Raw genomic sequence first — 13,548 nt, 5'->3', positions numbered from 1 at the left:
CGCTAGGCGCAGACGACGTGGACGCCGGCGTCACGGAAGGACTGGATCACGGAGCTCGGGGCTCCGGAGTCGGTGACGAGGGTTTCGACCTGGCCGATCGGGCAGATGCGGGCGAACGCGTGCCCGCCCAGCTTGGACGAGTCCGCGATCACCACCACCCGCTTGGCCCGGGCCACCATCAGGCTGTTCATCGCCGCCTCGCCCTCGTGGTGGGCGGCCGCGCCGAGGTCGACGTCCAGGGCGTCGACGCCGAGCAGCACGATGTCGAGGGTGACCTCCTTGAGGAGGGCGCCGCCGAGCGGGCCGACGAGCTCGAAGGACTGCGGGCGGACCACGCCGCCGGCGACCACGATCTTCATGCGGGAGCGGACGAGCAGCTCGTTGGCGATGTTGAGGGCGTTGGTCACCACCGTGAGCTGGGCGCCCTCGCCGCTGGTGTTGAGGTCGGGACGGACCGCCAGGGCGCGGGCCACCTCGGTCATGGTGGTGCCGCCGTTGAGGCCGACGACGGTGCCGGGGACCACGAGGTTGGCCGCCGCCTCGCCGATGCGCTGCTTCTCCGCCGAGTGCTTGGCGCTCTTGTAGCGCAGCGGCAGGTCGTAGGAGACCCCGTTGGCCACCGCGCCGCCGCGGGTACGGGTGATCATCTGCTGCTGGGCGAGCTGGTCGAAGTCACGGCGGATCGTGGCCTGGGAGACGTCGAGGCGGTCCGCCGCGTCCTCCACCGTGACGCGGCCGCTCTCCGCCAGTAACTCCAGCAGGGCATTCCACCGCGCGTACCGGTCCACCCGATCTCCCTGCTGCTCGTTTCGTGATAAGAGTGTGCACATTAGTGCGCGAAACGTCGCCTAGCAAAGAGCGTACCTGCGCGATCCCATCGCGGAGGTTGCGTTGCCGCCGATAGTCCACGCAGAATAGCGCTCGAAAGACCCGGAAACCGAGCGCTTATGCGCAGCCCAACGGCCCGATGGGGGAACTGCCATGAGTCACGTCAAGGTGGAGATCGCGAGTCAACCGGACTGCTGGCGGCAAGCGGCCAAGATGGCGGACTCGGCCGGGCTTCCCCTGCCGGGCGAGCGGGTCGCCGTCTCCGGCTGTGGCACGTCCTGGTTCATGGCCAAGGCGTACGCGGCCATGCGCGAGGCCGAGGGCCACGGCGACACGGACGCCTTCCAGTCCTCGGAGTTCCCGCTCGGCCGCCGCTACGACCGGGTGCTCACGATCAGCCGGTCCGGCACCACCACCGAGGTCGTCCGGCTCCTCGACGCCGTGAAGGGCCGCAGCCGGACGACCGTGATCACCGCCGACGGCGGATCGCCGGCCGCCGCGGCCGCCGACGAGGCCATCGTCCTCGACTTCGCCGACGAGCTGTCCGTGGTGCAGACCCGCTTCGCCACCAGCGCGCTGGCGCTGCTGCGCGCCCACCTGAACTACGACATCGAGCCCGTGGCGGCGGACGCAGAGGTGGCCGTGCGGCTGCCGCTGCCGGTGCACCCCGCGCTCGCCAAGCAGATCACCTTCCTGGGCCGGGGCTGGACCATCGGCCTCGCCGAGGAGGCCGCCCTCAAGTGTCGGGAAGCCGCCGGCTGGTGGGCCGAGGCGTATCCGGCGATGGACTACCGGCACGGCCCGGTCTCGATCGCCGCGCCCGGCCGGGTGGTCTGGGCGTTCGGCGAGATCCCGGCAAACCTCTGCGAGGAGGTCGAGAGCACCGGCGCGGCGTTCGTGCACAGCCGCTACAACGGCGGATACGCCGCGCTCGGTAACTGGCGCGGCGGCGGGCGCACCGGGCTCGACCCCATGGCCGACCTCGTCGTGGCGCAGCGCGTGGCCGTGCTGCTCGCCACCAGCCAGGGCCTGGATCCGGACCACCCCCGCAATCTGACCCGCTCCGTGGTTCTCGCATGACTGCCCTGACATGACCGCCGGGTGCGACGTCGTCGTGGCGCTGGACGTCGGCGGCACCGGCATGAAGTGCGCCCTGGTGCGCCCGGACGGCACGGTGCATCACGCCGAGCGGCATCCGACGCTGGCCCAGCGCGGCCCGGAGGCGGTCACGGCCACCATCCTCGACGTCGCCGCCGGGCTGGCCGGCCGGGCGCGCTCGGACGGGCTGCACCCGGTGGCCGCCGGGGTGGCGGTTCCCGGCGTGGTCGACGAGGAGTCGGGCACCGCCGTGTGGTCCAGCAACGTCGGCTTCCGGGACGTACCGCTGCGGGATCTGGTGGCGCACCGGCTCGGGCTGCCCGCGGTGCTCGGCCACGACGTCCGCGTCGGCGGACTGGCCGAGGCGCGCCTCGGCGCCGGCCGCGACCAGCGGCACGTGCTGTTCATCGCGATCGGCACCGGGATCGCGGCCGCCCACGTGGTCGACGGCCGGGCGTTCGCCGGCGCGCACGGCGCGGCCGGCGAGGTCGGGCACATCATCGTGCGCCCGGGCGGGCCACTCTGCGGCTGCGGCGCTCGCGGCTGCCTCGAGTCGATCGCCTCGGCCGCCGCCGTGGGCCGCCGCTACGTCGGCCTCTCCGGCGAGGAGGGGGTCACGGCGTACGACGTGGCGAAGCGCGCGGTGGCGGGCGAGGAGCTGGCCAACCGGGTCTGGACGGAGGCGGTCGAGGCCTTCGCCGACGGACTGCTCACCGCGCAGGCGCTCTACGACGCCGGGATCGTCGTGCTGGGCGGCGGCCTGGCCGAGGCCGGAGAGGCGCTGCTGGCCCCGCTGCGGACGGCACTCGCCGCCCGCACCACGTTCCATCGGATGCCGCGGATCGTGCGGGCGGCGCTCGGCGATGCCGCGGGCTCCCTCGGCGCCGCGCTGCTGGCCCTGGACTCCCTGGAGAACCCCACGTGACGGAGAAGATCCGCGGCCGGGTCGTCCGGCCGGGCGCGGTGGTGCCCGGCATCGTGGAGGTGGACGGCCCCACGATCCTTTCCGTTGCGGAGCACGCGGACGCCGGCGACGACATCATCCTTCCGGGCTTCGTGGACCTGCACTGTCACGGCGGCGGGGGGCACACCTTCACCCGGGGCGACGCCGGGGAGGCGGCGAAGGCCGCCGCGTTCCATCTACGGCACGGCACCACGACGATGCTGGCCAGCCTGGTCAGTTCGCCGTACGAGCTGATGCGCGACGCGACCGCCGCCTACCTGCCCTTGGTGGATCGAGGGGTGCTCGCCGGCATCCACTTCGAGGGGCCGTACCTGAGCGCCGCGCGGTGCGGGGCGCAGAACCCGGAGTTCCTGCGCGAGCCGTCCCTGGAGGAGCTCGGCGCGCTGGTCCGCCTCGGCGCGGGCGCGGTCCGCATGATGACGATCGCCCCCGAGCTGCCCGGCGCGCTGGACGCCATCCGCTATCTCGCGGCGCAGAACGTGGTGGCCGCGGTCGGGCACACCGACGCGACGTACGAGCAGACCCTGGCCGGGGTGGCGGCCGGCGCGACGGTCGGCACCCACGTCTTCAACGGCATGCGGCCGCCGCACCACCGCGAGCCGGGCCCGGTCGTCGCCCTGCTGGACTCCCCCGCGATCGTCTGCGAATTCGTCGCCGACGGCATCCACCTGCACGACGGGATGCTGCGGTTCGCGGCGCGCGCGACGCCGCACCGGGGCGCGCTCGTCACCGACGCGATGGACGCCGCGGGGATGCCCGACGGGAGTTACGAGCTGGGCGGCCAGGAGGTCGCGGTCACCGACGGGGTGGCCCGGCTGGTCCGCGACGGCTCGATCGCCGGCAGCACGCTGACCATGGACGCGACGTTCCGGCGGGCGGTGGCCGCCGGCCTCGACCTGCCCACGGCGGCGGCGATGGCCGCGACCACCCCGGCGCGGGCGCTGGGCCTGAGCGACGAGCTCGGCGCGCTGGAGGCGGGGCTGCGCGCGGACCTGGTGGTGCTCTCCGCGGACCTGCGGGTCAAGCGGGTGATGCGGGCCGGGGAGTGGATCTAGCTTCGAGCCCCCACGGCACGCGGGCCAGCACGCGGGCCAGGACCAGGCCGAGCAGCAGCCCCGCCACCGAGTCGGTGATCCAGTGGAACCCGAGGTACGTCGTCGTGATGAAGACGATCGTCGGCGGGGCGACCCGCAGAGCCAGGCGGGCCCGGGCGGGCAACGGCTCGCTCAGCAGCAGGCCGAGCAGCAAGGCGATGACGAAGTACCAGACCACGGCGTTGGCCACGTGGCCGGACGGGTAGCTCATCGCGCTCGTCCCGGAGGCGTCCGGATTGAACAGGATCTCGCGGTTCGGGCCCTTGAACGCCGGGGCCGCCCGGTCCAGCCAGATCTTCAGCGGGCCGATCGTCGCGTACGTGAGCAGGAAGGCGCCCGCGAAGACCAGCAGCGGTCGCACGGACCGCAGCCGCCGCGCGGCCAGCAGGGCCAGGACGACGGCGACAGGCATGAGCACCTGGCCGCCCTGACCGAGGTAGTTGAGCACCCGCAGGGTCCAGTAGAGCGGGCGCGGCCGGTGCTCCGCCAGCCAGTCGGCCACGCCGACGTCCAGCGCGAGCAGGTGACCGCGGGCCAGCGCGACGGTCAGCAGCGCGAACGCGGCGAGCAGCACGAGATCCACCCACCACGCCCGCACCCGCATGCCGACCACGCTACCGGCCGGCCTCAAGATCAGATGTACGACTTGATCCTCTTGTACAGCAGATCGGCGCGGACACCGGAGTTGGGGCAGCCGCCGAAGTGGTGCAGGGCCACCACCTTGTCGGTCTTGCGGGACAGCACCGGGCTGCCGCTCGAGCCGCCCTCGGTGTCGCAGTAGTAGGACACGTCGGAGTCCTGGGCGTACCCGTCGAAGGCGTTGTCGGCGACCGCGCAGGTGCCCGCCTTCTCGCCTCGGCGGCCGGCGATGCGCGTGGGCTCGCCCGCCGGGTGCTGCGGGACGTACAGCTCCTGTCCGCGCGCCGGACGGCCGGTGTCGAGGGTCAGGAAGCCGAACTTACGCACCGCGGCGAACTTCTCGACGGTGAAGAGCGTGTAGTCGTAGACATGGTTGGTGGCGATGACCTTGTCGCCCCAGACCTTGGTCGGCCGGAACACGTCGTAGCCGCCGCACTTGGCGCACTGGTAGTTGAACCACACCTCGGTCTCGTACGCGTCGTCCGAGTTGTCGAAGCAGTGGTTGTTGGTCATCATCCGGTTCTTGGTGCCGATCCGCCAGCCGGTGCAGAGCTCGGTGCCGTTGATCAGCAGCCGCGCGATCGCCTTGGAGCGGGTGTAGGCGACCGGGTCGGCCGGCCGGTAGCAGACGGCGTCGCTGCTCTCGTCGCCGCCGCAGACCGACTCCTCGCGCCCGGTGCGGTTCGGGTTCCGCACCTCCTCCTGCCTGGTGTTCGCCTGCTCCTGCTTCGAGAAGCCCTTGGCCACCTGGTCGACGTGCACGCCGAGCCGGCCGAGCAGCGAGCTCAGCAGGGCGCCGCCGCCGCGGTGCACCTCGAGCACGGCGGTGTCGCCGGTGATCGACATGGCCCACCGGTCGTTCGGGGCGGCGGTGTCGAGCAGCTTCGGCGCGTCGTAGCGGTAGGACTCCTCGCCGGACGCGTCCGAGACGGTCACGTAGTCGCCCGGCAGCATCGTCATGCGGCTGAAGTGCAGCTTCACGTACGAGGCGCCGGGGTAGCGGAAGACCTCACGCTTCGGCGCCCGGTAGCCGAGCAGCTTGTCGACGCTGAGCAACTCGCCGATCTTCTGCCGGCCGTCCTCGGGGGTCTTGATCGCCGACTCGTGGTCGCGCGGCCCGCCGCCCCGGGACTCGCCCGCCGTCGTGGCCCCGACCGCGTCCTCGCCCGCGGCCTTCTTCCCCGCGCTCGTCTCGCCGACGGGCTGCTGCACCGCGACGGGCGTCGGAGCGGCGACCGCGGGTTCCTGCCACGTGCCGACCGTCCGGCCCTCGTCAGCGGTCTGCGTCCAGGCCACGCTACCGGCCGTACCGACCAGGGCCAGGGCGGCGCATGCCCCGGCGACGATGCTCACCGCGCGTCGCAAATCCACTCCTGTCCCTCAAAGCCACATCGCTGACATAAGAAAACAATCGGGCGATCTCGCTTCTGTGTAACGAGCCACCTGCGGCGGCGACGCGCCGTCCCGACCGTGCAGACTGGGTCCGTGCGTATCACCTCGGCCCTCGTCGACCCGGCATTGCTGGACCTGCCGTGGCATCTGCCGCTCGAGGACTGGCCCGCGGACCACCTCGTGGCGCTGCCCCAGGGCATCTCGCGGCACGTCGTCCGTTTCGTCAAGCTCAACGACACCGTGTACGCCCTGAAGGAGACCCGGGAGCGTATCGCCGAAAAGGAGTACGACCTGCTCCGCGCGCTGGAGCGGATCGACTTCCCCGCGGTGAAGGCGGTCGCGATCGTCACCGACCGGGTCGACTCGCTCGAGACGGTGCTGATCACCCGGCATCTGCAGTTCTCGCTGCCGTACCGGGCGCTGTTCTCGCACGTGCTGCGCCCGGAGACGATGAACCGGCTGCTCGACGCGCTCGCCGCGCTGGTCGTCCGGATGCACCTCACCGGCTTCTCGTGGGGTGACTGCTCGCTGTCCAACACGCTGTTCCGCCGGGACGCGGGCGCGTTCGCCGCCTACCTCGTCGACGCCGAGACCGGCAACCTGCATCCCCGGCTCTCCGAGGGCCAGCGGAGCGAGGACATCGAGATCCTGAGGCTCAACATCTTCGGCGAGTGCCTCGACCTGCAGGCTGCCGAGCTGCTGCACGAGGCCATCGATCCGGAGGCCGTGGTCGACGACATCGTGGCCCGCTACGAGCGGCTGTGGCACGAGGTCACGTACGAGCAGGAGGTTCCCCGCGACGCCCGGCACGACATCGAGGGCCGCATCCGCCGGCTCAACGACCTCGGCTTCGACGTGGCCGAGGTGGCCCTGTCCACCGTGGACGGCGGCTACCGGGTGCGCCCCAAGGTGGTGGACGCCGGCTACCACACCCGCCGGCTGCTGCGCCTGACCGGACTCGACGCGGAGGAGAACCAGGCCCGGCAGTTGCTCAACGACCTGGACGCGTACCGGGCCGAGAGCGACCTGACCGACGAGCAGCAGGCCGCGCACCGCTGGCTGACCGAGGTCTTCGAGCCGGTCGTCCGCGCGGTGCCGGCCCACCTGCGCCGCAAGCTGGAGCCGCAGGAGATCTTCTCCCAGATCATCCAGCACAAGTGGCTGCTGTCCGAGCGCTCGGGCCGCGACGTGGGGATGGGACCGGCGGTGCAGTCGTACCTCACCGACGTGCTGGCCCACAAACCCGACGAGCAGGCCGTCCTCGGCGTCGAGATCGTCTAGGGCGCCTGGTCCAGCATCAGCGGCTCCGCGGGCGGGGTCGCCCGCTCGACCAGGGCCCGCAGTCCCGCGCGGCGGGCGACCACGAAGATGCGGTCGCCGGTGACCAGCACCCGGCGAGGGTCCGGAGCCCAGTCGACCCGCTCGGAGCCGGGGTCGGCCACGCCGATCACCCGTACGCTCAACTCCCGGTCCGCCTGGCCGAGCGGCGCACCGTCCAGCGGGGAGCCGGCCAGCACCCGCACCGCGGCGACCAGCAGAGCATGCCGGTCGACCGGGATGGTGGCGAGCACATCGCGCTCCAGCATCGCCGCGGCGAAGGCGGGGGCCGCCAGCCGGGACACGCTGCGCGAGATGTCGATGCTGAGGGCGGTCTGCACCCGCCGGGCGAAGTCGTCGTCGAAGAGCCGCAGCACCACCCGCAGATCGGGTCGTGCGGCCCGCGCGTTCAGAGCGGCCTGCAGGTTCGTGACGTCGTCGGTCGATACCACGACCAGCGCCTTGCTCGTCGCCACCGAGGCCGCGCGCAAGGTCTCCTCGAGCCCGGCGTCGCCGACGATCAGTGGCACACCCAACTGCTCCGCCACCTTCGCGCCGCGCGCGTCCGAGCGGCGGTCGATCGCCACCACGTCGAGCCCGAGATCGACGAGCTGGCGCAGCACCCGGGTGCCGACGTTGCCGAGCCCCACCACGATGATGTGGTCCTGGCGGTCGTCCGGGACCGCGCCGCGGGACAGCGCCAGCCGCGCGTTGACCATGCCCTCGACCACCGCCGCGGTAATCAGCGGCAGCAGCGCGAGCCCGGCGATGGTGAGGACGAGCTGGGCGGCCTGCGCCACCGCGTTGCGCTCCTCCTCCACATCGGACGAACCGACCGCGGTGAGCAGCGTGACGTAGATGGACTTCCAGAAGCCGTCGACGTTGTCGGCCTGGGCGAGGACGGCACCCGCGATCGCCGTCACCACCAGCGTGATGATGACCGCGATGCCGAGCTTGCGGCTCATCGCGGCACGCAGCGCCCGGCCGAAGGCGGCGACCGGATGGCGGCGACGCTTGCGGGCACTGGCCAGCCGCTGGGCGGCGAGGGTCTGGCCGGCGGCCCGCCCGGTCGCCTCGGCGAGGACGAGATCCGTCGGCCGCCGCGCCTCCGGCGGCGGCTCCGCGGGAAGGACGTCGACCTTTCCGGCACCGTCCGCGGCGGTCAGGGCGCAGATCACGTGCTCCGGGCGTACGTCCGCACGCCGCGCGACGTAGACCGTGCGGCCCGGGAGCCGGACGTGGGTCGGCGCCACCTCGCCCAGCGAGGCGGCGACGAACGCGGGGGCTGCCATGGCCGCGTCGGAGAGCACCGCGCAGTCGGCGAAGAGGCGGCGGACGCCGTACCCGAGCCCGGAGTTGAACATGCGGATCACCAGCCGCAGGTCCGGCTCGACCGCCTGGGCGCAGAGGGCGCCGTGCAGGTTGACCACGTCGTCGGGCATGACCAGAGCCAGCGCCGCGGCACCCGCGAGCCCGGCGACGCGGAAGGTGCGCTCGTCGAGGCGCTCGGCGCGCACGATCCGGACCCCGCGCAGGGCGCCCAGATCCGGCACGTCGGCCCGCAACCGCGGCGGCACGACGACGGTCAGCCGGATCCGGTGACCGGTGTTCGCCAGCTCCTCGGCGAGGGTGTAGACCAGCGCGTCCGCGCCGCAAACCACGAAGTGCGGCCGGGTGTCACCGTTGCGCGGGAGACCCTCGCGCAGCCGTGACACCAGCGATCTGCGGAACACCTCGCGGGTGGGATCGCCGGCCATGGCCGCATCGTAGTCAGCCGGAACCGCTCGCAGGGCCCGCTCGTTGCCCCTTCTGAGGCTTTCATCCCTATCTTTCGTCCCCATCGCAGGAGGAGATCGAATGCGCAAGTGGTTCTATGCCGGGGCGGTGGTCGGCAGCCTGCTGCTCGGCGCGGCACCCGCGCACGCCGACGACGTGGCACCGTCCCCGGTAGGCGACCTGACCGGGCTGACGTCCACAGCGGACGCCGGACAGGGACTCGGCCAGGGGCTCGGCCTCAACCCGGCGGGCGGCGGCCTGGGCCTGGTCAACCCGCTCGGCGGCGGCAACCTCGTCGCGGTCAAGCCGGGCAACAACTCGGCCGACCTCAGCGACGTGACATCCCGCGTGTCCCCCCAGTCCGTCCGCTCCCTCCGCGAGGCCGACGAGCCCGCGGACCGGATGCCGGCCACCGGCGTACCGGCCGAGGACCAGCCGGGCGCCGGCGTCGTCGGCGGGGTGCTCCCGCAGACCGGAGGCGGCCTGCCCACCGACGCCCTCGCCGATCAGCTCCTCGGCGGTCTGCCCCTGCTCGGCGGCCTGCCACTCCTCGGCGGCCTGACCCCGGACGGGCGCGCCACGGCCGTGGCACCGCAGGAATCGGAGCCGTCCACGAGCGAGCTGCCGCTGCTCGGCGGCCTCGGCGGCCTCGGCGGACTGCTGCCGGTCTTCCAGACCCCCGACGACATCCGCACCCTCCCGGCGACCAGCGGCCTCCCGGCCGGCGGCACCGACGTGAGCCCGACCGCCCTCAACGGCGACACGGCCGGCGACGACCAGGTCAAGGACCAGCGGGTGCACGAGGAACCGGTCGACGACGAGGCCCGCAGCTTCTCCGGAGGCGGCCGCCCGGTCGCCGGCGAGGACGCCCGGTTCCGCTGACCCCGGACCCGAAGAGCCCGTCCCCCGGCGTTGTGGGACGGGCTCTTCGCATATCGGACGGCATCATGAGCGGATGCAGACGTTCCTGCCGTACCCGGACTTCGTCGCGAGCGCTCCCCACCGATCTGGTCGACCTTCTGAACCCGGAGCTAGGTCGAACCGTCGGTCACGTCCCAGGACAACAGGAGGAAGGGCTCCTCCTCGTTCGCGCCCGCCCTGCGGTACGTCCGCTGCGCGGCCTCGTTGTCGTGCTCGGTGCCGACCCACATGCCGTAGCAGCCGCGTTCCCGCGCGATGTCCGCAAGCGCCTGGACCAGTGCGGTGCCGATGCCCTGAAGCCGGGCATGCGGCGCGACGCCCAACTCGTAGAGGAACATTTCCGTGCCCTTGTCGGGATGGGTCATCTCCACCCCGGAGACCATCCCCACCGCCCGGTCCGCATCGTAGGCGAGCAGCAGGTGATGACCGGGAGCGGCGAGGAACTTCTCGGTCGCGTCGGGCAGCGGCGGACCGTCGAAGAGATCGGCCGCCCGGAGCACCTCGGCGGCATCCGTGATCCGCTCGATACGCATGGCGACACCCTAGCGACGGAAGCATGGGAGCCACCGATCGGGAATCGAACCGACGACATCCTCGGGTGGGTCAGTCACCGAAGAGGGCGTGCAGGCCCGCTGTCATGTCTCCGGCGTAGCCGACCAGGCCGACCGGCAGCTCCGGCCGCAGCCGGCGCAGCGCCGCCACCTCGTCGTGGCTGAACGCGCCGCATAGCTCCACCAAACCGCGCACGGCCAAACCACACACCGCCAAACCGCGCACGGCCCGTCCCGGCGGCACGCGCACGCCGCATTCCCGGAGCCGGGCCCCGGCAAGGTCGACCGGGCTGCTCATGCCGTCCAGCGGCGCCTACACATCTCCAGCGGACGGGGCAGTCGCGTAGCGGGCTGGAGTGACCAGTCCTGCCTCGTAGGCGACCACCACGGCCTGGGCACGACTACACAGGTCCAGTTTGGTCATGGTGCGGTTCAGGTGCGTCTTGACCGTCGCGGTACTGACCACCAGCCGGGCGGCGATGTCGTCGTTCGTCAGTCCCCGGCCGACCAGGCGGAGCACGTCGACCTCGCGGGCCGTGAGCGCGCTCAGGTCCGGCAGCTCGGACCCGATCTCGGCCCGCGTGGCGTACGCCTCCACGAGCCGGCGGACCACGGTCGGCCCGACGAGCACGTCACCCGCGGCGACGACCCGGATCCCGCTGATCAGCCGCTCCGGCGGGGTGTCCTTGAGGAGAAAGCCGCTGGCGCCGGCCCGCAGCGCCGAGTAGACGTACTCGTCGAGGTCGAAGGTCGTGAGGACCAGGACGCGGGGCGATTGCCCGCGGGCCGCGGCGCGGATCCGCCGGGTGGCCGCGACGCCGTCGAGGACAGGCATGCGGACGTCCATCAGGACCACGTCCGGGCGCGCCGCCGCGGCGACGCTCACCGCCTCCTCCCCGTTGCCCGCCTCACCCACGACGCGTAGCCCGTCGGCCGCCGCGACAAGCGCGGCGAGGCCGGCCCGGATGAGCACCTGGTCGTCCACGACGAGTACGTCGGTCACCGACAGCCCTTCCCCTCGGCTATCCGGGCGGCTCCCCACCCGGCGCATGCGCCGCCGCGACCGGAGTGGGCAGGAGGAGGACAACCTGGAAGCCGCCGTCCGGAAGCGGGCCCGCACTCAGCGCTCCACCATAGAGCCTCACTCGCTCCTGCATACCAGGCAAGCCGTGACCTCCGGGAGACACGTGACGGATCCCGGACGAGCCGGCCGTATTGACCACCCTGACCGTCACCCGCTCCCGCTAGTAAAGAACGTCCACGGTGGCCCGTGCGCCCTGGGCGTGCTTGAGCACGTTGGTCAGGCTCTCCTGCACCACCCGATAGGCGCAGAGGTCGACGCCGGAAGCCAGGGGGTGGCGCGGCCCGGTCACCCTCACCTCCACCGGCACCCCGGCGGCCCGCACCCGGTCGACCAACTCGCCGAGACGATCCAGTCCCGGCGCCGGCAGGTACCCGCCGGACCCCGCGTCGTCCCGGCTGTCGCCCGCGGGACCGGTGTGCAGCAGGTTCAACATCCGGCGCATCTCCCGCAGCGCCTCGCCGACGCCCTCCCCGACCACCACCAGCGCGTTACGCGCCGCCTGCCGATCGCCGTCCAGCACGTACTGCGCCAGCCCGGCGTGTATCGACACGACCGCCATGTGATGGGCGATCACGTCGTGCAGCTCCCGCGCCAACCGCACCCGCTCGTCGATGATGACGCGCCCGGCCCGCTCCCGCTGTTCGCGCTCCAACTCCACAGTGAACAGGGCGAGCCGGCGATTGCGCTCCGCCAGTTGCCGGGCGGTGTAACCAACCCGCCACACCACCGCGGTCCAGCCTCCACTCTGGACGATCGCGGTCAGCAACGCATCCTGTCCCGAGGATGAGCCGGCGTAGACCCAGACTCCGGCGAACAGTACGGCGGCCACCGCCGTCAGCCGCGTCGACCGGCTCGCCGCAACGGTGTACAGGGCGAGCAGGGCGCCGCCCGCGTTCACCACCGGCCAGTATCCGGCGGCCACGAACACCACCCAGAGCAGCCAGTACACCAGCGCCGCACCGAGCGGACAACGCCGGCGGACCACAAGCGTCAGCGTGACCGCACCCGTCAGGACGTAGCCCAGCGCGTCGAAGGGCCGCTCCCCGGGCTGCGGCGGCTGGACGGCGAGGGCCAGGCTCACCGTGCCCGAGGCGGCGGCGATCAGCGAGTCGGCCAACAACGGATGCCGTTCGCCGAGCCGTGCCAGCCGGACCAGCACGGCGGGCGATCCGGCGCGCTCGTCCGTCGACCCTGGCATGGGCGCACGGTAGCGGACCGGCATCGGTCCGTCCTGCCGCGACGGGTTGAGCGGGGTCGCCGACGTACCGCGGAGGGTTGACACGAGATCAGCCCTCCGTTCGACGCCCAGCGGTACGGAAAGCTCTAACTTAGGCCGAAAGGCCACGGTCGTGATTGACAAACGTCTTTGTGTAAAGACGCCGAAACTCGGCCGGACAGGCACTGGATTCAAGCTATAGGGAGGCGTTCAGTGGTCAAGAAACTGGTTGTCGTCTGGGCGGCGATGGCCGCGGTGTTGTTCGGTTCCGCCACCGCCGCGCACGCGGGATCGGACAGCGCCTGGGCCTACACCACCGATGCCAGTCCTGGCGGCAAGGCGCGTTTCATCAGCAACGGCGACAAGATCCAGGCGTGCGACAACCAGGAGGACGGCTACTACGCCTGGGGCTACATGTACGACCTCTTCGAGACCTACCTCGAAGCCGTCCGGGAGGAGACGACCGGGGACTGTGACTCCGACAGCCACGACGTCCCCGAATGGGAGACCATCCTGGTACGAGCCTGTCTGGGCAACTCCGACGCCTCGGTACGCAAGTTCTGCACCCCATGGTCGAAGGCCACCGTGGGAACCGCGTGACGGACTGACATCCCGTTCCCGCCGAAGGTGGCGGCCCGTTCCGAGACGGGCCGCCACCCGGTCTTCCC

General features: G+C 72.1%; 14 protein-coding genes. 6 read left to right on the top strand and 8 right to left on the bottom strand.

Features of this window, described 5'->3' with window-relative positions:
- Window positions 1–2 precede the first annotated feature (2 nt).
- The gene (locus EDD30_RS22365; protein ID WP_071809629.1) at window positions 3–788 is read right to left on the bottom strand and encodes a DeoR/GlpR family DNA-binding transcription regulator; all 786 of its coding nucleotides are present in this window, start codon (window positions 786–788) and stop codon (window positions 3–5) included.
- Window positions 789–981: 193 nt separating this feature from the next.
- Here EDD30_RS22365 and EDD30_RS22360 point away from each other — a divergent pair, with 193 nt between their 5' ends.
- From EDD30_RS22360 to nagA, 3 genes are read left to right on the top strand one after another with little or no spacing between them, the layout of a single operon-like run.
- Window positions 982–1,908 carry an SIS domain-containing protein gene (locus EDD30_RS22360; RefSeq protein ID WP_071809630.1) on the top strand — a complete coding sequence of 309 codons (927 nt, stop codon included), beginning with the start codon at window positions 982–984 and terminating at the stop codon, window positions 1,906–1,908.
- A 10-nt stretch (window positions 1,909–1,918) separates the two neighbouring features.
- A complete protein-coding gene (locus EDD30_RS22355; protein ID WP_071809631.1) occupies window positions 1,919–2,851 on the top strand; it encodes an ROK family protein in 933 nt (310 codons plus the stop codon).
- Window positions 2,848–3,945 carry an N-acetylglucosamine-6-phosphate deacetylase gene (gene nagA / locus EDD30_RS22350; RefSeq protein ID WP_071809632.1) on the top strand — a complete coding sequence of 366 codons (1,098 nt, stop codon included), beginning with the start codon at window positions 2,848–2,850 and terminating at the stop codon, window positions 3,943–3,945. The genes EDD30_RS22355 and nagA overlap by 4 nt, the downstream gene beginning before the upstream one ends.
- Here nagA and EDD30_RS22345 read toward each other — a convergent pair.
- Together EDD30_RS22345 and EDD30_RS22340 are read right to left on the bottom strand one after the other, a co-directional pair.
- Window positions 3,911–4,588 carry a phosphatase PAP2 family protein gene (locus EDD30_RS22345; RefSeq protein WP_071809646.1) on the bottom strand — a complete coding sequence of 226 codons (678 nt, stop codon included), beginning with the start codon at window positions 4,586–4,588 and terminating at the stop codon, window positions 3,911–3,913. The genes nagA and EDD30_RS22345 overlap by 35 nt on opposite strands.
- A gap of 29 nt (window positions 4,589–4,617) precedes the next feature.
- Entirely contained in the window at window positions 4,618–5,994 is a 1,377-nt protein-coding gene (locus EDD30_RS22340) for a trypsin-like serine peptidase (RefSeq protein WP_342353745.1), read from the bottom strand.
- Window positions 5,995–6,108: 114 nt separating this feature from the next.
- Here EDD30_RS22340 and EDD30_RS22335 point away from each other — a divergent pair, with 114 nt between their 5' ends.
- A complete protein-coding gene (locus tag EDD30_RS22335) occupies window positions 6,109–7,296 on the top strand; it encodes a DUF4032 domain-containing protein (RefSeq protein WP_071809636.1) in 1,188 nt (395 codons plus the stop codon).
- Here EDD30_RS22335 and EDD30_RS22330 read toward each other — a convergent pair.
- A complete protein-coding gene (locus EDD30_RS22330; protein WP_084557778.1) occupies window positions 7,293–9,089 on the bottom strand; it encodes a potassium channel family protein in 1,797 nt (598 codons plus the stop codon). The two genes, EDD30_RS22335 and EDD30_RS22330, sit on opposite strands and share 4 nt — an antisense overlap.
- 100 nt (window positions 9,090–9,189) lie before the next feature.
- Here EDD30_RS22330 and EDD30_RS22325 point away from each other — a divergent pair, with 100 nt between their 5' ends.
- Window positions 9,190–9,990 (top strand): hypothetical protein, encoded by an 801-nt coding sequence (locus tag EDD30_RS22325; protein WP_123678461.1) that lies wholly within the window; start codon window positions 9,190–9,192, stop codon window positions 9,988–9,990.
- A gap of 149 nt (window positions 9,991–10,139) precedes the next feature.
- Here the strand turns inward: EDD30_RS22325 and EDD30_RS22320 are convergent, their stop codons facing one another.
- The 4 genes from EDD30_RS22320 to EDD30_RS22305 all read right to left on the bottom strand — a co-directional run bounded on the left by EDD30_RS22320 (window position 10,140) and on the right by EDD30_RS22305 (window position 12,862).
- Entirely contained in the window at window positions 10,140–10,562 is a 423-nt protein-coding gene (locus EDD30_RS22320) for a GNAT family N-acetyltransferase (protein WP_071807862.1), read from the bottom strand.
- Window positions 10,563–10,632: 70 nt separating this feature from the next.
- A complete protein-coding gene (locus EDD30_RS39290) occupies window positions 10,633–10,776 on the bottom strand; it encodes a hypothetical protein (protein ID WP_170047503.1) in 144 nt (47 codons plus the stop codon).
- 117 nt (window positions 10,777–10,893) lie between these two features.
- Window positions 10,894–11,583 carry a response regulator gene (locus tag EDD30_RS22310; RefSeq protein WP_211277911.1) on the bottom strand — a complete coding sequence of 230 codons (690 nt, stop codon included), beginning with the start codon at window positions 11,581–11,583 and terminating at the stop codon, window positions 10,894–10,896.
- 241 nt (window positions 11,584–11,824) lie between these two features.
- Entirely contained in the window at window positions 11,825–12,862 is a 1,038-nt protein-coding gene (locus tag EDD30_RS22305) for a sensor histidine kinase (RefSeq protein WP_211277910.1), read from the bottom strand.
- 231 nt (window positions 12,863–13,093) lie between these two features.
- Between EDD30_RS22305 and EDD30_RS22300 the strand changes: the two genes are divergently transcribed.
- Window positions 13,094–13,480, top strand: a complete 387-nt coding sequence (locus EDD30_RS22300; RefSeq protein ID WP_071807859.1) for a hypothetical protein — start codon at window positions 13,094–13,096, stop codon at window positions 13,478–13,480.
- The last annotated feature ends 68 nt before the right edge of the window (window positions 13,481–13,548 follow it).

This window comes from Couchioplanes caeruleus (genome assembly GCF_003751945.1).
Classification (GTDB): Bacteria; Actinomycetota; Actinomycetes; order Mycobacteriales; family Micromonosporaceae; genus Actinoplanes; species Actinoplanes caeruleus.
Note: the sequence above shows the minus strand (reverse complement) of the source record. Positions and strands in the feature narration are given on the sequence as shown.